The organism is Streptomyces sp. NPDC053560 (genome assembly GCF_044544605.1).
Lineage (GTDB): Bacteria > Actinomycetota > Actinomycetes > Streptomycetales > Streptomycetaceae > Streptomyces.
In genome coordinates this window covers 506,216-529,129 of sequence record NZ_JBITXI010000005.1, presented here as the reverse complement: position 1 = coordinate 529,129, position 22,914 = coordinate 506,216, and the positions used below count along the sequence as shown (strand labels likewise).

Here is a 22,914-nt window from a genome sequence, read left to right as displayed (position 1 = left end):
CGATGACCGCCAAGACCGACACCCGCGAGTCCGAGCCCGAACTGGGCGCGGCCGGGTCCCAGCTCTCCACCGCGCCCAAGGAAGAGATCAGCCTGCCGTCCCTCGGGCCCCTCGGCTGGGCCCGCTGGTTCTGGCGCCAGCTGACCTCGATGCGGGTGGCGCTGATCCTGCTGTTCCTGCTCTCGCTCGGCGCCGTGCCCGGCTCGCTGATCCCGCAGACCAGCATCAACCCGGTCAAGGTCGACGAGTTCAAGAAGCAGCACGACGTGCTCGGGCCGCTGTACGACAAGCTCGGGATGTTCCACGTCTACAGCTCGGTGTGGTTCTCCGCGATCTACCTGCTGCTGTTCATCTCACTGATCGGCTGCATCATCCCGCGCACCTGGCAGTTCGTCGGCCAGCTGCGCGGCCGGCCGCCGGGCGCCCCGCGCCGCCTGACCCGGCTCCCCGCGTACGCCACCTGGCGCACCACCGCCGAGCCCGAGCAGGTCCTCGACGCCGCCGGGCGGACGCTCAAGAAGCGCCGCTTCCGTACCCAAATCGTGGGCACCGCGGTCGCCTCCGAGAAGGGCTACCTCCGCGAGGCCGGCAACCTGGTCTTCCACATCGCGCTGATCGTGATGCTGGTCGCCTTCGCCGTCGGCAACCTGTGGAAGTCCGAGGGCGGCAAGCTGATCGCCGAGGGCGACGGCTTCTCCAACAGCCTGACCCAGTTCGACGACTTCAAGTCCGGGTCGTTCTTCGACACCGACGACCTGGCGCCGTTCGGCTTCCAGCTCGACAAGTTCGTCGCCACGTACGAGCGCGGCGGACCGCAGAACGGCACCCCGCGCGTCTTCCGCGCCGACGTCACCTACTTCGACGGTGCCGACGGCAAGGAGCGCAAGACCTCGATCAAGGTCAACGAGCCGCTGGACATCGGCGGCGACCGGGTCTACCTGCTCTCGCACGGCTACGCCCCCGAGGTCACCGTCAAGGACGGCACCGGCAAGGTCGTCTACGAGGGCGCGGTCCCCTTCCTCCCGCAGGACCAGAAGAACTTCACCTCCAGCGGCGTGGTGAAGGTCCCCGGTGCCAAGACCAAGGACGGCAAGAAGAACCAGCTGGGCTTCCAGGGCTTCTTCGTCCCGACCTTCGGCGGCAAGGGCTCCGGCTCGATGTTCTCGGTCTTCCCGGCGCTGGACAATCCCCGGCTGACCCTCACCGCGTACCACGGTGACCTGGGCGTGGACTCCGGCCTGCCGCAGAACGTGTACCAGCTGGAGACCAAGAACCTGAAGCAGTACAAGCAGGACGGCCGGGCGGTCGCCCAGATGATGGCGCCGGGCCAGACGATGAAGCTGCCCAACGGTGACGGCAGCATCAAGTTCGACGGCGTCAAGCAGTGGGCCAGCTTCACCATCTCCCACCAGCCCGGCAACGAGATCGCGCTGGGCGGCGCCGTCGCGGCGCTGCTGGGCCTGGCCGGCTCGCTGTTCATCCAGCGCCGCCGGGTGTGGGTCCGTGCCGAGCCGGGCCCCGACGGCGTCACCGTCGTGGAGATCGCCGGGCTGGGCCGCAGCGAGTCCCCGAAGCTCCCCGAGGAGCTGGCCGACCTCGCGTACGCCCTCCAGCCGGAAGCGCCGCAGGCCCCCGAGCCCGCGGCCGAGGCCCCCGACCCCGAAGCAGAAGACTCCGCGGAGCCGTCCGACTCCGCCGGCAACGCTGATCCCTCCGAAGGAGCGCGCGCGTGAACCTCGCGGCCGCGGCCAACGAGAACCTGGCCAGTACCAGCAACACGCTGATCTATTCGGCGATGGCGATCTACACCCTGGCGTTCCTCGCGCACATGGCGGAATGGGTGTTCGGCAGCCGCAGCAAGGTGGCCCGTACGGCCGCCGCGCTCACCGCGGAGAAATCAGCGACGCGCGCCGTGACGGTCCAGTCCAAGGACCGGTCCGGCGGCACCGCCGTCCTGGACCGCCCCAAGGTCGTCACCCGCTCCGCGGCCGGCAGCCGGGACGTGCCCGACGGCCCCGGCGCGCACGGCGGCACCGAGAAGGGTGACCTGTACGGCCGGATCGCCATCTCGCTGACCACCCTGGCCTGGCTGATCCACGTGGGCGGCGTGATCTCCCGCGCCCTGTCGGTGGAGCGTGCCCCCTGGGGCAACATGTACGAGTTCTCCACGACCTTCGCCGCGGTCGCGGTGGCCGTGTACCTGATCCTGCTGGTCGCCAAGAAGAACGTCCGCTGGATCGGCCTGCCGCTGATCACCACGGTCCTGCTGGACCTCGGCCTCGCCGTCTCGGTCCTCTACACCGCCAGCGACCAGCTCGTCCCGGCGCTGCACTCGTACTGGCTGTGGATCCACGTCAGCTGCGCGATCATCTCCGGCGCGGTTCTCTACATGGGCGCGGTCGCCACGCTCCTGTACCTCTTCCGCGACCGGTACGAGGCCAAGCTCGCGGACCCCGCGGGCAAGCAGCCCGGCGCCTTCGCCAAGTCCGTCCTGGAGCGGCTGCCCGCGGCCGCCTCGCTGGACAAGTTCGCGTACCGCATCAACGCGACCGTCTTCCCGCTGTGGACCTTCACGATCATCGCGGGCGCGATCTGGGCCGAGGCCGCCTGGGGCCGCTACTGGGGCTGGGACCCCAAGGAGGTCTGGTCCTTCATCACCTGGGTCGCCTACGCCTGCTACCTGCACGCCCGCGCCACCGCCGGCTGGAAGGGCCGCAAGGCCGCCTACCTGGCCCTGATCGCCTTCGCCTGCTACCTCTTCAACTACTACGGCGTGAACATCTTCGTTACCGGCCTGCACTCGTACGCGGGGGTCTGACCGGCGGGTCTCGATACCGGGACCGTGCGCGCTTCGGCGCCGCACGGTCCCGGTTCGCGTTTCAGCGGACCAGCGTTTCAGCGGATCGGGCCGGTCAGCGGGTCAGTGCGACCGTGGCGGTGGCGGTCGCCGCGGTGTGCTGCCCGTCGCCCCCGTAGGTGACGGTGTAGACCGCCTCGCCCTTGCCCTTGGGCCGGTCGGTGACGGAGAAGGTGCCGTCGGCGGCCACGGCGGCCTTGCCCAGGGACACCCGCTTCCCGCCGGGGCCCGCGCGCGTCACCCCGACCGTCGTGCCCTCGGGGAGGGCCAGCCGTGCGGTGAGCGTGCCCGACACGGTCAGCTGCTTGTGGGGGGCCGAGGTGCCGGGAGCGGTGACCGTGAGGGCCGAGACGGCCTTCGTGGCGTCCGTGAACACCTTGAGGGCGTAGGCCGCCTCGCCGTTGTCCGTGCCCTCCGTGACGGCGAAGAGCCGGTCACCCTCGGGCGCCCAGGCCAGCCCGGCGGCCCGCAGGTCGGGCGTGCCGGTGCCGCGGAAGTCGTACGTGCGGTACGCGGTTCCCCGGTCGGGCTTGAAGAGCGACAGCGCCGGGGTCCAGCCGGAGATGCCGGCCGCGACGGTGCCGTCCGGCCCGACGGCCACGGAGTTCGGGTAGGTGTTCGTGGCATAGCGCCCGTCCGCCGACAGGTCCGCCAGCCGGAACACCTGGTGGTAGTACGGGGAGCCGCTGGCCGTGACGACGTGCTCGCCGTCCGGGGTGATCGCCATGTCCTGCATGTTGGAGGTGGACCCGCCAGGGTCCCGGACCGAGGCCTGCTGCCGCGGAGTGCCGGAGGAGACGTCGTACACCGTGAGGGTCGCGGGGCTCGAACCCTCGACGGTCGCGACGATCCTGCCGGGCGCCGCGGGAGAGGAGACCAGGGCCGGCGCGGAGTAGAAGGGGCCGTACCCCACCTGCTTCAGCGAGACGACCGGCTCGGGGCCGGACAGGTCGAGGGAGCCGACGTCGCCGAAGGAGTCGGCGGAGTCGTACCCGAACCACACCGTGTCGCCGATGACGGCCGGGCTCAGCGGGCGGTTGCCGGCGCCCAGGCGGTAGCGGGCCTTCTCCGTCAGCGTGCCGGTGTCGACGGCGGAGATCGCGTCGCCGTTCGGCAGGGCGACGAAGAGGGTGCCGGAGTCCTCGGACAGCGCGAGCCCGGCGGCGCCCGGCTCGCCCTCGATCCGCTCGACGAGCTTGCCGTCGTAGTCGGTCACCACGACGGCGCTGCCGGCCGGGTCGCTGAGGAACACCCGGTCGTGGACGCCGTCCACGACGATGTCCCCGTGGCCTCCGGTGAGTGGCAGCGGAGCGGTGGAATCGGCCGCAGCGGCGGTCCCGGCTCCTAAGAGGGAGGCGGCACCCACCACGGCCGCGAGGGCCGCGGCTCCGACGAGTCTTCGTATGCGCACGTTTCTTCATCCTCACTCTGGACGCGTCGAATCGACGGCCGGAGGGCCCGGCCGCGAGGAGGGCGAATGGGGGGACGGGCCCGCGCCGCCGTTGCCGGGGGCGGGTCCGCTGCGCCGGTCAAAGATTAGGCGGGGTGACTGGCGGCCGGTGTGGATTCCGGTGCCGGGTAAGGGAGTTCGTGCGGCAGCAGGGCCCGCGCCGCCGGCAGGTCACCGTCCCGTACGAGGGCGTGGACCCGGTGGGTGAGCTCGGTGACGTCGGTGATGGAGATGATCCAGTCGTCCGCGTAGCTGCGGCTCGCTTCGCCGGAGAGGCCGAGTTGGAGGGAGCGGTGGGGGAGGGGGCGCAGGTGGAGGTCGCGTTCCGGGTCCCATTGGATGCGGACGGGGGAGTCGCGCAGCGCCCGCTTCCAGGCGGTGCGGTCGGTGTGCTCGGCCGGGTCGTAGTGCGAGAGGCAGGCGCGTTCCAGCGCCCGGTCGAAGCCGGCCCGGTCGATCTCCACGGCCAGTACGCACTCCTGGCCGGGCTTGGTGGCCCAGCCGCAGCGGTACATCATCCACAGGAACGACGGCTTGATCCACGTCATCCGGTCCCGTTTCCACGTGGCGGGGAAGCGCCCGGTGCGGGCGGCCGGGACGCCGAGCGCGGGGTCGTAGGCCTGGTAGACGGTGACGGTGGTATCGGTGTACGCGGCCCTGATCTGGCGGGCCGGCGGGGTCTGACGGTCGTTCATGGGGGATCAGCGTGCGCCATGCCGCGGCGGGGTGCCATCGAATTTCCCGTGGCTTCGAGGCCGTCGGGCCGTGGCTCAGCGGCGTTTGCGGTTGCCGGGTTCCTGGCGGGGCGGGGACTGGTCAGCGCCCGGGAGGACGGGCTTGGGCAGGGTCGCGACCTGCTTCTTTGCCGCCGTCAGCCGGGCGGCGGTGTCCCGCGGCAGCCGGGGCGGGCGTGCGGGCGTGAAGCCGAAGGCCGAGGTCAGATCGCCGAAGGTGGCGCGGCGCCAGTCGGAGATGTTCGGTTCCTCGACACCGGTGAAGCGCTCCAGGAACTGCAGGACGGAGGTGTGGTCGAAGGGCTCGCCCGCGGCCCAGCCGCCCACCGTCCACGGCGAGACGATCAGACACGGGACGCGAAAGCCGGCGCCGAGGGGCAGCCCGTCGACGAACTCGTCCGCGGTCCCGGTGGGCGCCACCGGCGGCGGCACGTGGTCGAAGAGTCCGTCGTTCTCGTCGTAGTTCATGATGAACACGGTCTTCCGCCAGACCTTCGGGTTGGCGGCGATGGCCTCGACCGTCCGCGCGACGAAGGCGGCGCCGGCGGCCGGCAGGAAGTCCGGGTGCTCCGACTCCGCGGCCGTCGGGATGATCCAGGAGACGGCCGGCAGCCGGTCGTTCCGGGCGTCGTCCTCGAAGGTGCCGGCGGGCCGCGGCCGCAGCCCGTGCTCGTACAGCGGGTCCCCGGGCCGGGCGTCCCGGAAGGTCTTGAAGTGCTCCAGCAGGTTGCAGCCGTAGTCGTCGTCCTGCTGGTAGACCCGCCAGCTCACCCCGGCCGCCGCCAGCCGCTCGGCGTAGGAGGTCCAGCGGTACGGCCGCGGGGCGGCGTTGCGCACGACCGGGCCGCCCCGGGTGCCGCCGGGGTCGATGGTGCCGGTCATCCAGTACAGGCGGTTCGGCCAGGTCGGCCCCAGCACCGAGCAGAAGTAGTGGTCGCAGAGGGTGAACGCCTCGGCGAGGGCGAAGTGGAAGGGGATGTCGGCGCGGGTGTGGTAGCCCATCACGTACGGGCCGTTCCGGCCGTCCGCTTTGCGGTGCGCGGGCAGCCAGCGGTCCATCCGGCCGCCGTGCCACGCCTCGTGCTGCACGGACCGGACGTGGCTGGTGGAGGGGATCGCCTGGGCGCTGGAGCTGCGTGTGTCCAGGTGGAACGGCAGCAGGTAACCGTCCGGGTTGGTCTCGTCCGGCTGGTGGAAGACCGAGCGCCCCGTGGACAGGGTGAGCGCGTCCGGGTCCGCGAAGCCGCGTACGCCCCGCAGCGTCCCGAAGTAATGGTCGAACGAACGGTTCTCCTGCATCAGCAGCACGACGTGCTCGATGTCGGCCGGTGAGCCGTACCGGGGCGGCCCGGCAGCGGCCGCCCTGCGCACGCTCGGCGGCAGCACCGACAGCGCGGCGGCGCCGCCCAGCGCTCCCGCGGCGGAGCCGAGCAGCCTGCGCCGGGTCATGTGCCGGGGGCAACATCCGGGCCGGGACCGTCCACCGAAGTCGATCATCGTGGGCAGCCTAGGGCGGGCGCATCATTTCCTGACGGAGGCTCAGGGAAAGGTCACGCGGGCAGCGGGCAGAAGGCCGTGGGGGCGCGAGTGTGCGGGGCGCGGTCAGTCCTCGCCGATGTCCTCGTGCCACAGCTCGGGCCGCTCGGCGATGAAGTCGCGCATCATCGCCACGCACTCCGGATCGTCCAGCACCACGACCTCCACGCCGTGCTCGGCCAGCCAGTCGTGGCCGCCGTGGAAGGTCTCCGCCTCGCCGATCACCACCCGGGAGATCCCGAACTGGCGCACCAGCCCGCTGCAGTACCAGCAGGGCGAGAGCGTGGTGACCATGGTCGTGCCCTTGTACGAGCGCTGCCGCCCCGCGGCCTTGAACGCCGCGGTCTCCCCGTGCACCGACGGGTCGCCGTCCTGCACCCGGCGGTTGTGGCCGCGGCCGAGCAGGGTCCCGTCCGCGCCGTACAGCGCCGCGCCGATCGGGATGCCGCCCGAGGCGAGCCCGGCCCGGGCCTCGGCCACCGCGGTGGCCAGCATCGCGTGGGCGTCGGGCGCGCCGGACGTGCCGGGCGCCTCGTGGCCGCTCATTCGTCCCGCTCCCCGGACTCGCGCCGGTCCCCGGCCTCGCTGTGCCCGCCGGTCTCGCCGCGACCGCCGGTCTCGCCGGGCTTCCCGGTCTCGCGGCGGCGCAGCTCCTCCTCGCGGCGCTTCAGGTCCGCCTCCCAGTCCTTGAGCAGCGCCTCGTCCTCGTCCCGCCGCTGCGCCCGCTCCTGCGTACCCAGCTTCTCCAGGAACTCGGGATTGTCGTCCGGCGCGACCCAGCCGCCCCGGGCGCGCCGCGGGCCGCCGTCCTGGGCGGCGAGCGCGGCCCGGTCCTTCCCGGCGATCAGCCAGGAGACCGAACCGACGAGCGGAAAGAGCAGTACGAGGATCGCCCAGAGTGGTTTGGGCATGTGACGCACATGCTTCTCATCGGTGGTGACGCAGTCGATGAACGCATAGATGCTCAGTGCCAGCGGCACCAGGATCATCAGCACCCGCAGCATGTGTCGCTCCCCCTGGGAGTGGCCGGGCGGGCCGGTGAGCGCGGCCCCAGTGACCAGTCCAGGGTAGTGCGTACCGGATACTGGGATGCATGGCTTATGACGATCTTCGCTCGTTCCTGCGGGCGCTCGACCGCGAAGGCGACCTGAAGCGCATCAAGGCCGAGGTCGACCCGTACCTGGAAGTGGGGGAGATCGTCGACCGGGTGCAGAAGGCCGGCGGCCCCGCGCTCCTCTTCGAGAACGTCAAGGGCTCGGCGATGCCGCTGGCCATGAACGTCTACGGCACCGACCGCCGGCTGCTGAAGGCGCTCGGGCTGAAGTCCTACGACGAGATCAGCGGCAAGATCGGCGGACTGCTCAAGCCGGAGCTGCCGCAGGGCTTCGTCGGTGTCCGCGACGCCTTCGGGAAGCTCGCGAACATGACGCACGTCCCGCCGCGCAAGGTGAAGGCCGACGACGCGCCCGTGCAGGAGGTCGTCCTCCAGGGCGACGAGGTGGACCTGGACCGGCTGCCGGCCCTGTTCACCTGGCCCGAGGACGGCGGCTCGTTCTTCAACCTGGGCCTGACCCACACCAAGCACCCCGAGACCGGCGTCCGCAACCTCGGCCTGTACCGCCTCCAGCGCCACGACAAGCGCACCATCGGCATGCACTGGCAGATCCACAAGGACAGCCGGAACCACTACCAGGTCGCCGCCAAGCGCGGCGAGAAGCTGCCGGTCGCGATCGCCTTCGGCTGCCCGCCGGCCGTGACGTACGCCTCGACCGCGCCGCTGCCCGGTGACATCGACGAGTACCTCTTCGCGGGCTTCGTGCAGGGCAAGCGGATCGAGATGGTCGACTGCAAGACCGTGCCGCTCCAGGTCCCGGCCAACGCCGAGGTCGTCATCGAGGGCTGGCTGGAGCCGGGCGAGACGCTGCCCGAGGGCCCCTTCGGGGACCACACCGGCTTCTACACGCCGCAGGAGGAGTTCCCGGCGCTGAAGATCGACTGCGTCACGATGCGCAAGCGTCCGCTGCTGCAGTCGATCGTGGTCGGCCGGCCGCCGACGGAGGACGGGCCGCTGGGCCGGGCCACGGAGCGGTTCTTCCTCCCGCTGCTCAAGATCATCATCCCGGACATCGTGGACTACCACCTGCCGGAGTCCGGGGGCTTCCACAACTGTGCGATCGTCTCGATCGACAAGAAGTACCCCAAGCACGCGCAGAAGGTCATGCACGCCATCTGGGGCGCGCACATGATGTCCCTCACCAAGCTGATCGTGGTGGTGGACTCCGACTGCGACGTGCACAACTACCACGAGGTCGCCTGGCGGGCGCTGGGCAACACCGACTACGCCCGCGACCTGACCGTCGTCGAAGGCCCGGTCGACCACCTGGACCACGCCTCGTACCAGCAGTTCTGGGGCGGCAAGGCCGGCATCGACGCGACCGCGAAGTGGCCCGAGGAGGGGTACACGCGGGACGGCGGCTGGCCGGAGATGGTCGACTCGGACCCCGCGACCGCGGAGAAGGTGTCCCGCCGATGGAAGGAGTACGGCCTGTGAGCAGCGCCTCAGCGGCCATTCCGCAACCAGGCCGTACCAAGGCGTTCCTGCGCCTGGTCATGATCGAGCACTCGGTGTTCGCGCTGCCCTTCGCGTACATCGCGGCGCTCACCGCGATGTTCCGGGTGGACGGGTCCGTCCACTGGTGGGAGCTGCTGCTCGTCACCGTCGCGATGGTGGGCCTGCGCACCTTCGCCATGGCCGCGAACCGGATCATCGACCGCGAGATCGACGCCCGCAATCCGCGCACCGCCCACCGCGAGCTGGTCACCGGCGCGATGTCGGTGAAGCACGCCTGGACGGGCGCGCTGGTCGCCGTCGTCGTCTTCCTCGCCGCTGCCGCGCTGCTCAACCCGCTGTGCCTGGCGCTGGCCCCCGTCGCGGTGATCCCGATGGTGGTCTATCCGTACGGCAAGCGGTTCACGAACTTCCCGCAGGCCATCCTCGGTCTCGCCCAGGCCATGGGTCCGGTCGGCGGCTGGCTGGCGATCACCGGCGAATGGTCCTGGGAGGCGGTGATCCTCGGTCTGGCGGTGGGCATCTGGATCGGCGGCTTCGACCTGATCTACGCCTGCCAGGACGTCGAGACCGACCGCGAGGTCGGCGTGAAGTCCGTACCGGCGCGCTTCGGCATCCCGGCCGCCATCTGGGGCGCGCGCGGCTGTCACGCGGTCACCACGGCGCTGTTCGTGTGGTTCGCGCTGGTCACCGGCGCCGGGGTGTTCTTCTGGGTCGGCCTGGTGATCGTCGCGGGCGCGTTCCTGTACGAGCACACGATCGTCCGGCCGCACGACCTGTCGCGCCTGAACCGGGCGTTCTTCAGCGTCAACGGCTTCATCGGCATGGCGCTGTTCGTCTGCGCGCTGCTGGACCTGCTCGTGCGGGGGCTGACGGTCTGACCGCGGGGCGACCACGGCGGAGTGGGACGACCACGGCGAGGGGCCGGTACCCGGGTGGGTACCGGCCCCTCGCGTTTCCGCTCCCGGAGGCCCGGGCGCGGCCTCAGTTCTTGACGAAGCGCCAGGCCACGAGCTTGGGGTAGGACCACAGCTGCCCGCTGTTGGCCTTCACCGTGCCGATGATCCCGTAGACCAGCGTGGTGATCCAGTACCCGCCGAAGATCACGAGGTAGGCGATCAGGGGGATGAAGAACACCGCGCCGGGGTCGCCCGTGCCGGAGTCGGCGGTCACGGCGCCGCCGACCACGACGGCGAAGTACAGCACCGCGGTGATCACCGACATGATCGCCTGGGTGATGCCGTAGTTCATGCCCTGGGCGGTGTGGTGGCGGATGTACGGGTCGTGCTCGTTCTGGCCGTTGCCGCGGATGGAGAGCGGGGCGATCCAGCCGCAGAGCATGCCGATGCAGCACATGCCCGTGCCGACGAAGACGGTGAGCACCGCGCCGAGGTGCGCCCACATGGCGGGGGAGGTCGAGGGGCGCTGCGGGGCGTAGCCGTACCCGGGCTGGCCGCCCCAGCCGGGGCCGCCGGGCGCGCCGTACGGCTGCTGCTCCCCGCCGGGGACGTACGCGCCGTACTGCTGGCCGCCGCCGTACTGCTGACCGCCCTGCTGCGGGTAGCCGTACTGCGGGCCGCCGGGCGCACCGTACGGCTGGCCGTACCCGGGCGCGGCACCGGGCGCGCCGCCCTGCGGCTGCTGCGGCGGGGGCTGCTGGCCGTACGGCTGGCCGCCCTGCGGGGGCTGCCCGCCCTGCGGCGGCTGCCCGCCCTGCTGCGGCTGTCCCTCAGCCGGCGGCTCGGACGCGGACTTGTCGAATTCGACCATGGGCTGATCCCCCCGATGACGTAACTCTCGCGCGCGAGGCGCTGGACACGGGCGGCGTGCGTCGTAGGACCGGCGCGTCCGCCTGCAGGCGAGACTACGGGACGCCGCCGGGCGAGCGGAGGGCCGGAGTCCGGACCCGGAAGACGTACGCGGCCAGCACGCCGCCGGCGAGCCCGAAGAGGTGCGCCTGCCAGCTGATGCCGTCGGCGGCCGGGAGCGCGCCCCACAGGAGCGAGCCGTAGAGCACCGCGACGAGCAGGCCGATGGCGATGTCCAGGGCCTTGCGCTCGATGAAGCCGCGCACGACGAGGTAGCCGAAGAGTCCGAAGACCACGCCGGAGACGCCCGCGGTGTTGCTCCCCGGTGGCGATATCAGCCAGACGCCCAGGCCGCTGACGACGGCGATGAGCAGCGCGACGCCGGCCAGTCTGCGGACCCCGGAGCGGAGCCCGGCCAGGAAGCCGAGCACGAGCAGCGGAAGGGTGTTGGCCATCAGGTGGGCGAAGCCGAAGTGGACGGCTGTCGCGGGGACCACGTCGATCAGCTCGCTCAGCTCGCGCGGCCGGATGCCGAAGGTGTCCAGGGCGTGCCCGCTCGCGACGTCCACCACCTCCAGGACCCACAGCAGTCCGGCCCAGGCCAGCACCAGCAGCGCGGCGGGCTTGGCGCGTGCTCCCATGTCGGCCCTCCTCACCTGTGCACCGGGGTGTGCGCCGAGTCCGTGCGGCCGGCGTGGCCGCACGAGCTCACAAGCAACAACGGCTGTGACGGTGCTTCTGGTTCCGCCGGATAGGCTCGGTGCCGTGGAGCCGCCGCACAACGTCACCAGTCAGCACGCCGGCACCGGCCGCAGGCCGTGGGTCGTCGGGGTCTCCGGCGCGTCCGGAACCCCGTACGCCGCGTCGGTGGTGCGCGGGCTGCTGGCCGCCGGGGAGGCCGTGGACCTGGTGGTGAGCCGCGCCTCGCGGCTGACGCTGCTGGACGAGACCGGGATCTCCTTCCGGGACGCGCACTGGCGCACGGACCTGCGCGAGTGGCTGGCGCGGGGCGCCGACGGCAAGCCGGACACCTTTCCGGTCACCGAGGCGGACCTGGCGGACGTACGGTACTGGCCGGCCGGTGACCTGGCGGCGGGCCCGTCGTCGGGCTCGTACCCGGCCAAGGGCATGCTGATCGTGCCGGCCAGCACGGCGTGCGTGGCCGGGGTGGCGCTGGGGCTGTCGAAGGACCTGCTGCAGCGGACGGCGAGCGTGACGCTGAAGGAGCGCAGGAAGCTGGTCGTCGCGGTGCGCGAGACGCCGCTGAACGGACAGACCCTCAAGCACCTGGTCGCCCTGGACGAGGCGGGCGCCGTGGTGCTGCCGGCCTCGCCCGCGTTCTACGCGGGGGCGACGCACATCCAGGACCTGGTGGACTTCGTGGCCGGCCGGGCGCTGGACGCGGCGGAGGTGCCGCACGGCCTGTACCGGCGCTGGGAGGGCGAGCTCGGCGGCGCGTCGCGCGGCGGCGGGGACGGTGGCGGGGCCACGCGCGACGAGGGCGGCGAAGCGAGCCGTCCAAGCAGAAGTCGGTGATCGAACTCCGTTTGTTACCTGGGATTGCAGGCTAAATCGCCCTGCATGCCTTAGATTTCGTAATCAGTAGTGGCAGTGCGGAAAGATTGAAAGGTCGGGGACGCAATGGACGCGGTGGACAGGCAGCTCATTCAGGCACTGCGCGAGAACGGCAGGGCCTCGTACGCGGAGCTCGGCCGGCTCGTGGGTCTTTCCGGCCCCAGCGTCACGGACCGCATCAACCGGCTGGAGTCGGCCGGTGTGATCACCGGCTATCGCGCCACCGTCGACGCGGCCTCGCTGGGCCTGGGCGTCACGGCCCTGGTCGGCATCTCGCTGACGGACGCCACCGACCACGAGGAGCTCGCCCACCGGCTGCGCGACCTCGCCGAGATCGAGGACTGCTGGTTCATCGCGGGCGACGACTCGTACATGCTCAAGGTGCGGGTCGGCGACGTGGACGGGCTGGAGCGGACCATCAGGCGGCTGTCCGGCACGAAGGGCGTGTCCCGGACGCGCACCACCGTCGTGCTCTCCACGAAGTGGGAGAACCGCGTCGGGGAGCTCCCCGAAGAGGTGTAGCGGCCCGTTGTGGCCGCACACGGGGGCGCCGCTCGGGCGAAAACCGGGGGAGTAAGGTCGATGAGGCTTGTTATTCGGCAGAACAATGGAGGCGGACCGGAATGGACGCTGGGCTCAAGCGCGAGCTGGAGGAGAAGGTCCATGCCGGTGAGCGGCTGACCCGTGAGGACGGCATCGCCCTCTACGAGTCCGACGACCTGGCATGGCTCGGCGGGCTCGCGCACGAGGTGCGTACCCGTATGAACGGCGACCTGGTGCACTTCAACGTCAACCGTCACCTCAACATGACGAACGTGTGCACCGCCTCCTGCGCGTACTGCTCCTTCCAGCGCAAGCCGGGTGAGAAGGACGCCTACACGATGCGCATCGAGGAGGCCGTCCGCCTGGCCAAGGCCATGGAGAACGAGAACCTCACCGAGCTGCACATCGTCAACGGCCTGCACCCGAATCTGCCCTGGCGTTACTACCCCCGCTCCCTGAAGGCCCTCAAGGAGGCGCTGCCCGACGTGGGGCTGAAGGCCTTCACCGCGACCGAGATCCACCACTTCGAGTCGATCTCGGGCCTGGACGCCTCGGACATCCTCGACGAGCTGATCGACGCGGGCCTGGAGTCGCTGACCGGCGGCGGCGCCGAGATCTTCGACTGGGAGGTCCGGCAGCACATCGTGGACCACCGCACCCACTGGGAGGACTGGTCGCGGATCCACCGCCTGGCGCACCAGAAGGGCCTCAAGACGCCCTCCACGATGCTGTACGGCCACATCGAGGAGCCGCGCCACCGCGTCGACCACGTACTGCGGCTGCGTGAGCTGCAGGACGAGACCGGCGGCTTCCAGGTCTTCATCCCGCTGCGCTACCAGCACGACTTCGTGGACATGCAGGACGGCAAGATCCGCAACAAGCTCCAGGCGCGCACCACGATGGCCACCGGCGCCGAGGCGCTGAAGACCTTCGCGGTCTCCCGGCTGCTCTTCGACAACGTGCCGCACGTGAAGTGCTTCTGGGTCATGCACGGCCTGCAGACCACGCAGCTGGCGCTCCAGCACGGCGCGGACGACATGGACGGCTCGGTCGTCGAGTACAAGATCACGCACGACGCCGACAACTACGGCACGCCGAACAAGCTCACCCGTGAGGACCTGCTGGACCTCATCACGGACGCGGGCTTCACGCCGGTCGAGCGCAACACCCGGTACGAGATCATCCGCGAGTACCCGGGCCCGGACGCGAACCGCCGCGAGGCGCCCCAGCCGATGCGGGTGTGACGGAACGCGCTTCCCGGTCACCGGAGTGACGGATTAGGGTCCAGGTCATGAGCGTGCGCTTCGACCTGGACCCTTCTGTCACCCCTGAACTGCGTGACGGGATCTGCACGCTGTGGGCCGATGTCTCCAACGCCGGCGGAGCGGTCGGCTTCGTGCCGCCCGTCACCCGCGAGGACATCCGTCCCGAGCTGATCAAGCACCTGGCCGCGATGGCCGAGGGCCGGGCCCGGCTGATCGTCGGCCGGGACGCGGCGGGCACCCCGCTGGCCACCGCCTTCGTGTACGCGAACACCCACCGGCTCATGAAGCACTGGCTGTGGGTCTACAGCGTGATGGTGCACCCCTCGCTCCAGGGGCAGGGCGTGGGGCGCGACCTGATGGCGGCGGTCGCGGACGCCGCGCGGGAAACCGAGGCGGTACGCGGCCTCCGGCTCACCTGCCGCGGCGGCACCGGAGCCGACCGCTTCTACGCCTCCTGTGGGTACAAGGAGGTCGGCCGGGTCCCCGACGCGATCAAGGTCGCCGACGACGACTACCGCGACGACATCACGATGTGGCGCGAAGTGGCCTGATGCCCCGACGCCGGGGGCGCGAAAGATCGCCCGGGGCGCTGTGCTTGACTGGATGCAGACCCTTTCGGTTGTCGTTGAGAAGAAGGTCCGACCGTGAGCAGCCAGAAGCACGCCGCACTCCTGTACACCGCTTCCCGCGTGGGCATCTTCGTCGTGTGCTTCGCGGTCGTCTGGGTCCTCGCGTACTTCCGCGTCATCCCGCTGGCCGTGGGCGCCTCGAACACCGTCTGGATGCTGCTGCTCGCCATCGTGATCTCCGCGCCGCTCAGCTTCGTGCTGCTGCGCAAGCAGCGGGACGCGATGTCCCAGCAGATCGTGGCCAAGGTGGACCGCCAGAAGGCCCGGCTCGCCGCCAACCGCAGCCAGGAGGACGGCGTCTGAGGATGCCGCCCGGCCGGCCCAGCGGCCTGTAAGGCAGCTCACACACCGTTCACGCCCGCCCGTGGAGTTTCCGCTCCACGGGCGGGCGTTGACGTTTACCGTCCGGCCGGGGCCGACGGATGCCAAAGATTTTCTTTGAGTACCCCAAAGTTCAAGTGTTAACGTAATGGACATGAAGACAGCAGTAGCGCACCAGTTCCCCATGAGCCTCACGCTCGTGGCGCGCCTGCACGTCGATCTTTGCCGCTGTGTGTCCGCGGCCTGTTGCCGCCGCTGACGACGTCCCCGCGACGCCAGCCCAGCGGCCGGAGATCCAGCAAACGGACCTCCTGGCGCTCCACGCCCTCTTCCCGAAGCCTGTACGCACCCGGAGTGTGCCCGTTGTCCACGTCTTCCGAGACCTCTCCCAAGACCTCCCGCATACCGAGAGTCCCCTTCTGGGCGCAGATCCTGCTGGGTCTCGTCCTCGGTGTGCTCCTCGGCTGGATCGCCAAGAGCGGCGACATCGGCTGGCTGGTCACCACCCTCGGCAAGATCGGTGAGCTCTTCGTCCAGCTGCTGAAGCTGGCCGTGGCCCCGCTGGTCTTCTTCGCCATCGTGGTGTCGATCACCAACCTGCGGCAGGTCAACAACGCCGCCCGGCTCGCCACCCGCACCCTGCTGTGGTTCATGGTCACCTCGCTGATCGCGGTCGCGATCGGCATGGCCATCGGCCTGGTCACCAACCCCGGCGCCGGTACGGGCCTCACGCCCGCCGACGGCTCCAAGCCCGACCACGCCGGTACCTGGATCGACTTCCTGACCGGGATCATCCCGACCGACATCATCACGCCGTTCACCGATCTGCAGGTCCTGCAGATCGTGTTCATGGCCGCCGTCGTCGGCATCGCCGCGCTCCAGCTGGGCGAGAAGGCGGAGCCGGTCCTCAAGCTCAGCCGCTCGGCGCTGGAACTGCTGCAGAAGGCTCTGTGGTGGGTCATCCGGCTGGCCCCGCTGGGCACCGTCGGCCTCATCGGCAACGCGATCGCCACGTACGGCTGGAACCTCATCGGCAAGTACGCGACCTTCACCGTCGACATCTACGTCGGCTGCGCGCTGGTGATGTTCGGCGTCTACCCGCTGCTGCTCTCCACGGTCGCCAAGGTCAACCCGCTGCAGTTCTTCCGCGGCGCCTGGCCCGCGATCCAGCTGGCCTTCGTGTCCCGCTCCTCGGTCGGCACGATGCCGGTCACCCAGAAGGTCACCGAGCGCCTCGGCGTCCCGAGGGAGTACGCGTCCTTCGCCGTGCCCTTCGGCTCGACCACCAAGATGGACGGCTGCGCCTCCATCTACCCGGCGCTCGCCGCGATCTTCATCGCGCAGATCTTCGACGTGCACCTCGGCGTCGCCGACTACGTCCTGATCGCGTTCGTCTCGGTCATCGGCTCGGCCGCCACCGCCGGCCTCACCGGCGCCACGGTCATGCTGACCCTGACCCTGTCCACGCTCGGCCTGCCGCTGGCCGGTGTCGGTCTCCTCATGGCGATCGACCCGATCCTGGACATGATGCGTACCGCCACCAATGTGGCCGGCCAGGTCGTCGTCCCGATCCTGGTCTCCGCCAAGGAGAAGATCCTGGACCGCGACGCGTACGCCCGCGCCACCAGCACCGGTCTCGGTGAGGACGCCGCGACGGCCGCGGCCGCCGAAGAGGCGGAGCAGAAGGTCACCGTCCCGGCGCCCGCCGCCGGCTGACCCCTCTCGGGCCCACCGGCCCCTCCCGTACGGGCACAGCGCCCCGGAGCTCCCTCGGCTCCGGGGCGTCCGTGCGTCAGGAGGCCGTACTCACGTGACGGGTGTGCTCCAGCACCGCGTCGGCCAGCGGCCCCAGCACCTCCCGGGGCAGGGCGTGCCCCATCCCGGGAATGTCCACGATCCGGGTGTCGTGTTGACCGATCACCTGCGCCAGGTGCTCCGCGTGCGCCGGCGGGAACACCGGCTCGGCGCTCGCGCGCACGACGAGCGTGGGCACCTCCGTCCCGGCCAGCTCCGCCGTCCGCAGCATCCCCGAGTCGTCGGCGCGGGCGTGCGCGCTGTTGGTGTCGTACCGCCCCGTGTGCGCGATGATCCGCCGCTCCAGCGCGCGGAAGTACGCCGCGTCGAACGGGATGGAGCCGCCGCTGAGCAGCCGCCAGTGCGCGACCCGCCGGTCCAGCTCGGCCTCCGGGCCGTGGTCCTCGACGGGCTGCGCCCAGGCCGCCAGGATCTCCGGCGCGATGCCCGGCAGTTCCGCTACCGGCACCCGGGTGCCGTCCGCCCGTACGTGATCCGCCGTGCTGAGCGCGCACGTCCCGATCAGCGTCGCGCTGAGCAGCCGGTCCGGGCGGTCGGCGATCAGCAGCTGCGCGAGCATCCCGCCCAGCGACATCCCGACGACGTGGGCCCGGGCCACGCCCAGCCCGTCGAGCACGCCGATCGCGTCCGCGGCCAGGTCGGTGATCCGGTACGGCCGCTCGTCGAAGGCCCAGGGGGACCGGCCGGTGTCGCGGTGGTCGTAGCGGATGACCCGGTGGCGGGCGGCGAGCGCGTCGACCAGCTCGTCGGGCCAGCCCAGTCCGGACGCCTGCGCGCCCATGATCAGCAACAGCGGGGGCGCTTCCACCGATCCGCGCTCCTCGACCCACAGCCGCACGCCGGGCGTCACCTCCACGTACTGTCCGCCGTCCATGGCAGCCCCTTCCTCCTTCGCGAGACGCAACGTCTCGCGCAACGAACCGTATCGTCTCGCGTCACCGCGGCCACGTCAACGCAATATCGCCCGCGAAGGACGGACCTCGTCCGGGCGGATCCGTAAACTTACTTAGCGGTAAGAGGGCGGGGCGGAAGGACGTTCGGTGTGGGTGACGTGAAGAGCAAGCGCGTGCCGCGGGCGGTGCGCGAGCAGCAGATGATGGACGCGGCCGTGCTGACCTTCGCGCGGCGCGGCTACCGCGCCGCCTCCATGGACGAGATCGCCGAGGTCGCCGGCGTCTCCAAGCCGCTGGTCTATCTCTACCTGCACTCCAAGGAAGAGCTGTTCAGCGCGGTCATCCGGCGCGAGGCCGCGGCCCTGGTCGCCGCCGTACGGGCCGCCGTGGAGGCAGGCGCGCCCGCCGACCGGCAGCTGTGGAGCGGAGTGCAGGGCTTCTTCGCGCACACCGCCGAGCACCCGGACGGCTGGGCGGTACTGCACCAGCAGGCGCGCACGCACGGCGAGCCGTTCGCCCTCGAAGTGGCCGCGATGCGGACCGAGATCACCGAGTTCGTCACCGGCCTGATCGGCGCCGCCGCGCGGGAGGCGGGCTGCGACGAGAACCTGGCGGAGCGCGAGGTCTCCGGCCTCTCCCACGCCCTCGTCGGCGCCGCCGAATCCCTCGCCGAATGGGCCAACGCCCGCCCCGCCGACTCCCGCCCCACCGCCAGGGAAACCGCCGCCACCCTCATGAACTTCGCCTGGACGGGACTGGGCCCCCTGATGTCGGGAGTCCGCTGGTCACCGGGCGGGTGAGCCGGTGAGCAACGTCTTCACGGCGGGCGAGGAGCGCCTGGACATGAGCAACGGCGGCACCGGCGTCTTCGTCGAGGTGCTGATGCTCGCGGTGTCCGCGCTCGCCGAGAGCGAGTGGGAGCGCCGCTTCGCCGCCCTGCTGAACCAGCAGGACCAGAGCGTCATGGGCTGTGGCGTCGTCGGCTTCGACCTGGCGGACGTCGACTGGGGCGAGGATCCGTACGGTGCCCGGGACTTCGTCCTCCGTACCGTACGGCTCGCCCTTCGCCGCCACCGCTGGGACGAGTTGAGGTACGACCCGCCGCACGCCGAGAGTTATCTGCGGCGCTATGAGGCGATGGTGGCGGCGTTCGATCCACTGGACCCACCGCCGCCCGGATTCCTCGCCGGTTGCACCGACTTCCCCGCCCCCGAAGAGGCGGCGAACGCGAGCTGTCTGCGGCACCGTGTGCTGAGTGGGCTGCCGCAGTGGGACGTGTGCGTGTTCTGCAGCAGCGGCTTGCTCAGGTCCTGATCTCCGTCTCCCCCGTCAGGTGCAGGCGGTCCTCGTGGCCTGGGCCTCCGCGGAGTTCGAAGGCGGGGCCCGTCGCCGCGTAGGTCACTGTTGTCGGGAGGAGTACGGGGGCGCGGAACTCCGCGGTGATGCGTACGGCGTGGGTGTCCTCGGGGACGGTTTCGGCTGCGCAGCGGGCGAAGGTCCACATGCCGTGGGCGATGGCGCGGGGGAAGCCGAGCGGGCGGGCCGTCAGCGGGTGCAGGTGGATGGGGTTGTAGTCGCCGGAGACGGCGGCATGGCGGCGGCCGAGGTCGCCGGGCAGCCGCCACTCGGCACGGGGCGGCAGCGCCGAAGCGGCCGGTGAAGTGGCCTTCGGGGGAGCGGGATGCGTGGATGCCGATTCCGTGCGGTGGCGGGCCAGGTATGTGCTGCGGTCCTGCCAGAGCAGCTCGCCGTCGCGCCGGGCCTCCGTGACCATGACGGCCTCGGTGCCCCGTCGGTGCGGCCGGAGTTCCGCCGCGTAGACCGTCAGGTCCAGGGGTTCTCCGGCCGGGAGCGGCGCGTGCTGGGTGATCTCGATCGTGGTGTGGACCAGGCCGAGCATCGGGAGCGGGAACGCGCGGGCGCTCATCAGCCGCGCCGCCAGCGGGAAGCCGAGGACGTGCGGGTAGGTGACCGGCAGTACGGGGGCGTGCGCGGCGAAGCCGCAGACCTCGGCGTACGCGGCGGTACGCGCGGGGTCGGCCCGTACGCCGGGCAGGGTGAGCCGTACGGCCGGCAGCGGCGCGTCCGGGCGTGGCCGCTTGCCGATCCCGGTCAGTACCCCTTTGCCGAACGCCGGCATCAGGCGCGGCGCGCGCGTCAGTGTCAGGTCCAGGTCCGTGGTCGTGTCCGTCATCACGCCCCCAGCAGGCTCTGTCCGCAGACCCGTACGACCTGGCCGTTGACCCCGCCGGAGGCCGGGTCCGCGAGCCAGGCGATGGTCTCGGCGACGTCGGCCGGCAGGCCGCCCTGCCCGAGGGAGTTCATCCGGCGGCCGGCCTCCCGGATGAAGAGGGGGACGGCTGCGGTCATCTTTGTCTCGATGAAGCCGGGGGCGACCGCGTTGACGGTGACGCCGTGCTCGGCCGCCGCCCGCGGTGCCAGGGAGCGGACCAGGCCGATGATGCCGGCCTTGCTGGCCGCGTAGTTCGTCTGGCCGGTGTTCCCCGCGATCCCGGCGATGGAAGCGGTGGCGACGATCCGCCCCGTGCCGCGCCGCAGCGTGCCCGCGGCCAGCAGCTGGTCGGTCGTGCGGAGTACGGAGCCGAGGTTGACGTCCAGGACGCTGTCCCAGCGGTCGGCCGCCATGTTGGCCAGCCGCCGGTCGCGGGTGATGCCCGCGTTGTGGACGAGGACGTCCAGGCCGTCGGGGAGGGCGGCGGCGATCCGCTCGCCCGCGTCGGCCGCGGTGATGTCCAGCGCGAGGGCCTGCCCGCCCAGCCGCTCGGCGACCGCCCGTACGTCCGCCTCGGCCTGCGGCACGTCCAGGCAGACCACCCGCGCGCCGTACCGGGCCAGCGTCTCCGCGACCGCCTCGCCGATCCCGCGCGCGGCACCGGTCACCAGCGCCGTACGTCCGTCCAGCGGCCGGTCCCGGTCCTCCGGGGCGGTCACCTCGGCGGCCTCGACCCCGATGACCTGGCCGCTCACGTACGCGGAGCGCGGGGAGAGAAGGAAGCGGAGGGTGGACTCGGCCGCCTCGGCGGCGTCCGGGGCCAGTCGCAGCAGCTGGGCCGTGCGGCCGCGGCCCGCCTCCTTGCCCAGCGACCGTACGAACCCTTCGAGGGCCTGCTGAGCGGCGGCCTGGTGGTGGTCCGCCGGATCGGGCGCCGAGCCGAGCACGATCAGCCGCGCTTCGTCCGTCAGCGACCGCATGACCGGGTGCAGTCCGTCGTGCACCTCGCGCAGGGTGGCCACGTCCGCCGCCCCGGTGGCGTCGACGACGACCGCCGCGTAGCGCGCACCCTCCTCGCGGGAGGTGTGCACGGGCAGTCCGGTGCGGGCCAGTACGGCCGCGGGGTCGGCCGTGCTCTTCCCGGCCGAGACGTGCAGGAGCGGGCCCTCCAGTACCGGCCGCTCCGCGCTCCAGCGGTGCAGCGGGGCCGGCTGCGGCAGCCCCAGCCGCCGGGTCACGAAGCGGCCCGGACCGGATTGCGTGAAACGAAGGTAGCGATCGGGCATTGGCCGGCTCCTGGTTCTCGCGTAAATTTACTTCTGAGTAAGGTTACTCAAGGGTCAGGAGCTGGTCGAGGATGAGTACGCAGGAGAACACCGCGGGCATCCGGCGGGTCGCGGTGATCGGCGGCAGCCGTATCCCCTTCGCCCGCTCGGACGGCCCGTACGCCACCGCCTCCAACCAGGAGCTGCTGACCGCGGCGCTGGACGGCCTGGTCGGCCGGTTCGACCTGGAGGGCGAGCGGATCGGCGAGGTCGTCGCGGGCGCGGTGCTCAAGCACAGCCGCGACTTCAACCTCGCCCGCGAGACCGTGCTCGGCTCCGGACTGGACCCGCGCACCCCCGCGTACGACATCCAGCAGGCGTGCGGCACCGGCCTCCAGGCCGTGATCGCCGCCGCCAACAAGATCGCCCTCGGCCAGCTCGACAGCGCGGTAGCCGCCGGCTCCGACACCGCCAGCGACGCCCCGCTCGGCGTCAACGAAGAGCTGCGCAGGATCCTGCTGGCCACCCGCCGCGCGAAGTCGGCCGGTGCCCGCCTCAAGGAGCTGTCCCGCATCCGGCCGCGCCACCTCGTCCCCGAGATCCCGCGCAACGCCGAGCCGCGCACCGGCCTCTCCATGGGCGAGCACGCGGCCCGTACGGCCAAGAAGTGGGGCATCCAGCGCGAGGACCAGGACGCGCTGGCGGCCACCAGCCACCAGCGGCTGGCCGCCGCGTACGACAGCGGCCTGCTCAAGGAACTCGTCGTGCCCTTCCGCGGCCTGGACCGGGACCAGAATCTCCGGCCGGACTCGACCGCGGAGAAGCTCGCCCGGCTCAAGCCGGTCTTCGGCGTCCGGGACGGCGACGCGACCATGACGGCGGGCAACTCCACCCCGCTGACCGACGGCGCGGCGACCGTGCTGCTGGCGAGCGAGAAGTGGGCGAGCGCGCGCGGCCTGAAGCCGCTGGCCTACCTCACCGCGTACGAGACGGCGGCGGTGGACTTCGTGGACGGGGACGACGGGCTGCTGATGGCGCCCGCGTACGCCGTGCCGCGGATGCTGGAGCGGGCCGGGCTCGGCATCGAGGACTTCGACCTGGTCGAGATCCACGAGGCGTTCGCCTCCCAGGTGCTGGCCACCCTCGCCGCCTGGGAGAAGCAGGGGCTGGCCCCCGTGGACCGCGACCGGCTCAACGTCGCCGGGTCCTCGCTCGCCACCGGCCACCCCTTCGCCGCGACCGGCGCCCGTATCGTCGCCACCCTCGCCGAGCTGCTGGCCGCACGCGAACCCGCCGCCGAGGGCACGCCCGTACGCGGCCTGATCTCGATCTGCGCCGCGGGCGGCCTGGGCGTCACGGCGGTCCTCGAACGCGCCTGACGGCCACACCGGCCGGCCGCGGTACGAGGCGCCGGCCCCCGC

23 protein-coding genes are annotated in these 22,914 nt (G+C 71.4%); 13 read left to right on the top strand and 10 right to left on the bottom strand.

Annotated elements, in window-relative coordinates; all coding sequences use genetic code 11:
* The first annotated feature begins 2 nt into the window (after positions 1–2).
* On the top strand, positions 3–1,733 hold the full coding sequence (locus ACIGQF_RS15085) for a cytochrome c biogenesis protein ResB (protein ID WP_399709973.1): 1,731 nt from the start codon (positions 3–5) through the stop codon (positions 1,731–1,733).
* Positions 1,730–2,818: a c-type cytochrome biogenesis protein CcsB gene (gene ccsB, locus ACIGQF_RS15080; protein ID WP_399709970.1), complete on the top strand. Its 1,089-nt coding sequence runs from the start codon at positions 1,730–1,732 to the stop codon at positions 2,816–2,818. Before ACIGQF_RS15085 ends, ccsB begins: the two co-directional genes overlap by 4 nt.
* Positions 2,819–2,912: 94 nt before the next feature.
* Here the strand turns inward: ccsB and ACIGQF_RS15075 are convergent, their stop codons facing one another.
* The 5 genes from ACIGQF_RS15075 to ACIGQF_RS15055 all read right to left on the bottom strand — a co-directional run bounded on the left by ACIGQF_RS15075 (position 2,913) and on the right by ACIGQF_RS15055 (position 7,581).
* Positions 2,913–4,268, bottom strand: coding sequence for a hypothetical protein (locus ACIGQF_RS15075; protein ID WP_399709967.1), 1,356 nt, complete (start codon positions 4,266–4,268; stop codon positions 2,913–2,915).
* Between the two features lie 125 nt (positions 4,269–4,393).
* Positions 4,394–5,002, bottom strand: a complete 609-nt coding sequence (locus ACIGQF_RS15070) for a DUF4291 domain-containing protein (protein ID WP_399709964.1) — start codon at positions 5,000–5,002, stop codon at positions 4,394–4,396.
* A 75-nt stretch (positions 5,003–5,077) separates the two neighbouring features.
* On the bottom strand, positions 5,078–6,490 hold the full coding sequence (locus ACIGQF_RS15065; RefSeq protein ID WP_399709961.1) for an alkaline phosphatase family protein: 1,413 nt from the start codon (positions 6,488–6,490) through the stop codon (positions 5,078–5,080).
* 153 nt (positions 6,491–6,643) lie between these two features.
* On the bottom strand, positions 6,644–7,123 hold the full coding sequence (locus tag ACIGQF_RS15060; protein WP_399709959.1) for a nucleoside deaminase: 480 nt from the start codon (positions 7,121–7,123) through the stop codon (positions 6,644–6,646).
* Positions 7,120–7,581, bottom strand: a complete 462-nt coding sequence (locus ACIGQF_RS15055; RefSeq protein ID WP_399709956.1) for a PLD nuclease N-terminal domain-containing protein — start codon at positions 7,579–7,581, stop codon at positions 7,120–7,122. Before ACIGQF_RS15055 ends, ACIGQF_RS15060 begins: the two co-directional genes overlap by 4 nt.
* Positions 7,582–7,670: 89 nt before the next feature.
* On the opposite strand from ACIGQF_RS15055, the gene ACIGQF_RS15050 reads away from it, so the two are divergent.
* Positions 7,671–9,128 carry a menaquinone biosynthesis decarboxylase gene (locus tag ACIGQF_RS15050; protein ID WP_361557962.1) on the top strand — a complete coding sequence of 486 codons (1,458 nt, stop codon included), beginning with the start codon at positions 7,671–7,673 and terminating at the stop codon, positions 9,126–9,128.
* Complete coding sequence (gene mqnP, locus ACIGQF_RS15045) at positions 9,125–10,027, top strand: menaquinone biosynthesis prenyltransferase MqnP (RefSeq protein WP_399709952.1); 903 nt, start codon at positions 9,125–9,127, stop codon at positions 10,025–10,027. Before ACIGQF_RS15050 ends, mqnP begins: the two co-directional genes overlap by 4 nt.
* Positions 10,028–10,130: 103 nt before the next feature.
* On the opposite strand, the gene ACIGQF_RS15040 is transcribed toward mqnP, so the two are convergent.
* The gene (locus tag ACIGQF_RS15040; protein ID WP_399709949.1) at positions 10,131–10,916 is read right to left on the bottom strand and encodes a DUF4870 domain-containing protein; all 786 of its coding nucleotides are present in this window, start codon (positions 10,914–10,916) and stop codon (positions 10,131–10,133) included.
* A gap of 94 nt (positions 10,917–11,010) precedes the next feature.
* Entirely contained in the window at positions 11,011–11,595 is a 585-nt protein-coding gene (locus tag ACIGQF_RS15035) for a rhomboid family intramembrane serine protease (protein WP_399709946.1), read from the bottom strand.
* 124 nt (positions 11,596–11,719) lie between these two features.
* On the opposite strand from ACIGQF_RS15035, the gene ACIGQF_RS15030 reads away from it, so the two are divergent.
* The 6 genes from ACIGQF_RS15030 to ACIGQF_RS15005 all read left to right on the top strand — a co-directional run bounded on the left by ACIGQF_RS15030 (position 11,720) and on the right by ACIGQF_RS15005 (position 17,003).
* Positions 11,720–12,490, top strand: a complete 771-nt coding sequence (locus ACIGQF_RS15030; protein ID WP_399709943.1) for a UbiX family flavin prenyltransferase — start codon at positions 11,720–11,722, stop codon at positions 12,488–12,490.
* A gap of 105 nt (positions 12,491–12,595) precedes the next feature.
* The gene (locus ACIGQF_RS15025) at positions 12,596–13,051 is read left to right on the top strand and encodes an Lrp/AsnC family transcriptional regulator (RefSeq protein ID WP_361557976.1); all 456 of its coding nucleotides are present in this window, start codon (positions 12,596–12,598) and stop codon (positions 13,049–13,051) included.
* A 101-nt stretch (positions 13,052–13,152) separates the two neighbouring features.
* Positions 13,153–14,316 (top strand): aminofutalosine synthase MqnE, encoded by a 1,164-nt coding sequence (mqnE, locus tag ACIGQF_RS15020; RefSeq protein ID WP_361557979.1) that lies wholly within the window; start codon positions 13,153–13,155, stop codon positions 14,314–14,316.
* Positions 14,317–14,363: 47 nt separating this feature from the next.
* The gene (locus tag ACIGQF_RS15015; protein ID WP_399709938.1) at positions 14,364–14,888 is read left to right on the top strand and encodes a GNAT family N-acetyltransferase; all 525 of its coding nucleotides are present in this window, start codon (positions 14,364–14,366) and stop codon (positions 14,886–14,888) included.
* 93 nt (positions 14,889–14,981) lie between these two features.
* Complete coding sequence (locus tag ACIGQF_RS15010) at positions 14,982–15,269, top strand: DUF4229 domain-containing protein (protein WP_399709935.1); 288 nt, start codon at positions 14,982–14,984, stop codon at positions 15,267–15,269.
* A gap of 372 nt (positions 15,270–15,641) precedes the next feature.
* A complete protein-coding gene (locus ACIGQF_RS15005) occupies positions 15,642–17,003 on the top strand; it encodes a dicarboxylate/amino acid:cation symporter (RefSeq protein WP_399709932.1) in 1,362 nt (453 codons plus the stop codon).
* Positions 17,004–17,079: 76 nt separating this feature from the next.
* Here ACIGQF_RS15005 and ACIGQF_RS15000 read toward each other — a convergent pair whose 3' ends face one another.
* Complete coding sequence (locus tag ACIGQF_RS15000) at positions 17,080–17,976, bottom strand: alpha/beta fold hydrolase (RefSeq protein WP_399709929.1); 897 nt, start codon at positions 17,974–17,976, stop codon at positions 17,080–17,082.
* A gap of 168 nt (positions 17,977–18,144) precedes the next feature.
* On the opposite strand from ACIGQF_RS15000, the gene ACIGQF_RS14995 reads away from it, so the two are divergent.
* Positions 18,145–18,795 carry a TetR/AcrR family transcriptional regulator gene (locus ACIGQF_RS14995; RefSeq protein ID WP_399709927.1) on the top strand — a complete coding sequence of 217 codons (651 nt, stop codon included), beginning with the start codon at positions 18,145–18,147 and terminating at the stop codon, positions 18,793–18,795.
* Positions 18,796–18,799: 4 nt separating this feature from the next.
* Entirely contained in the window at positions 18,800–19,309 is a 510-nt protein-coding gene (locus ACIGQF_RS14990; protein ID WP_399709924.1) for a hypothetical protein, read from the top strand.
* Here ACIGQF_RS14990 and ACIGQF_RS14985 read toward each other — a convergent pair.
* Entirely contained in the window at positions 19,299–20,189 is an 891-nt protein-coding gene (locus tag ACIGQF_RS14985; protein WP_399709921.1) for a MaoC/PaaZ C-terminal domain-containing protein, read from the bottom strand. The two genes, ACIGQF_RS14990 and ACIGQF_RS14985, sit on opposite strands and share 11 nt — an antisense overlap.
* Positions 20,189–21,514, bottom strand: coding sequence for a 3-oxoacyl-ACP reductase (locus ACIGQF_RS14980; protein WP_399709918.1), 1,326 nt, complete (start codon positions 21,512–21,514; stop codon positions 20,189–20,191). Before ACIGQF_RS14980 ends, ACIGQF_RS14985 begins: the two co-directional genes overlap by 1 nt.
* A gap of 71 nt (positions 21,515–21,585) precedes the next feature.
* Here ACIGQF_RS14980 and ACIGQF_RS14975 point away from each other — a divergent pair, with 71 nt between their 5' ends.
* Positions 21,586–22,872, top strand: a complete 1,287-nt coding sequence (locus tag ACIGQF_RS14975; RefSeq protein ID WP_399709915.1) for an acetyl-CoA C-acetyltransferase — start codon at positions 21,586–21,588, stop codon at positions 22,870–22,872.
* Positions 22,873–22,914: the final 42 nt, after the last annotated feature.

Bases quoted from the DNA above. Each gene is read 5' to 3' on its own strand.
- ACIGQF_RS15085 (WP_399709973.1), top strand. From the start codon at position 3: ATGACCGCCAAGACCGACACCCGCGAGTCCGAGCCCGAACTGGGCGCG.
- ACIGQF_RS14985 (WP_399709921.1), bottom strand. From the start codon at position 20,189: ATGACGGACACGACCACGGACCTGGACCTGACACTGACGCGCGCGCCG.
- ACIGQF_RS15035 (WP_399709946.1), bottom strand. From the start codon at position 11,595: ATGGGAGCACGCGCCAAGCCCGCCGCGCTGCTGGTGCTGGCCTGGGCC.
- ACIGQF_RS15060 (WP_399709959.1), bottom strand. From the start codon at position 7,123: ATGAGCGGCCACGAGGCGCCCGGCACGTCCGGCGCGCCCGACGCCCAC.
- ACIGQF_RS15040 (WP_399709949.1), bottom strand. From the start codon at position 10,916: ATGGTCGAATTCGACAAGTCCGCGTCCGAGCCGCCGGCTGAGGGACAG.
- ACIGQF_RS15050 (WP_361557962.1), top strand. From the start codon at position 7,671: ATGGCTTATGACGATCTTCGCTCGTTCCTGCGGGCGCTCGACCGCGAA.
- ACIGQF_RS14975 (WP_399709915.1), top strand. From the start codon at position 21,586: ATGAGTACGCAGGAGAACACCGCGGGCATCCGGCGGGTCGCGGTGATC.
- ACIGQF_RS15025 (WP_361557976.1), top strand. From the start codon at position 12,596: ATGGACGCGGTGGACAGGCAGCTCATTCAGGCACTGCGCGAGAACGGC.
- ACIGQF_RS15015 (WP_399709938.1), top strand. From the start codon at position 14,364: ATGAGCGTGCGCTTCGACCTGGACCCTTCTGTCACCCCTGAACTGCGT.
- ACIGQF_RS15070 (WP_399709964.1), bottom strand. From the start codon at position 5,002: ATGAACGACCGTCAGACCCCGCCGGCCCGCCAGATCAGGGCCGCGTAC.
- ACIGQF_RS14980 (WP_399709918.1), bottom strand. From the start codon at position 21,514: ATGCCCGATCGCTACCTTCGTTTCACGCAATCCGGTCCGGGCCGCTTC.
- ACIGQF_RS15055 (WP_399709956.1), bottom strand. From the start codon at position 7,581: ATGCTGCGGGTGCTGATGATCCTGGTGCCGCTGGCACTGAGCATCTAT.
- ACIGQF_RS15065 (WP_399709961.1), bottom strand. From the start codon at position 6,490: ATGACCCGGCGCAGGCTGCTCGGCTCCGCCGCGGGAGCGCTGGGCGGC.
- ACIGQF_RS15000 (WP_399709929.1), bottom strand. From the start codon at position 17,976: ATGGACGGCGGACAGTACGTGGAGGTGACGCCCGGCGTGCGGCTGTGG.
- mqnE (WP_361557979.1), top strand. From the start codon at position 13,153: ATGGACGCTGGGCTCAAGCGCGAGCTGGAGGAGAAGGTCCATGCCGGT.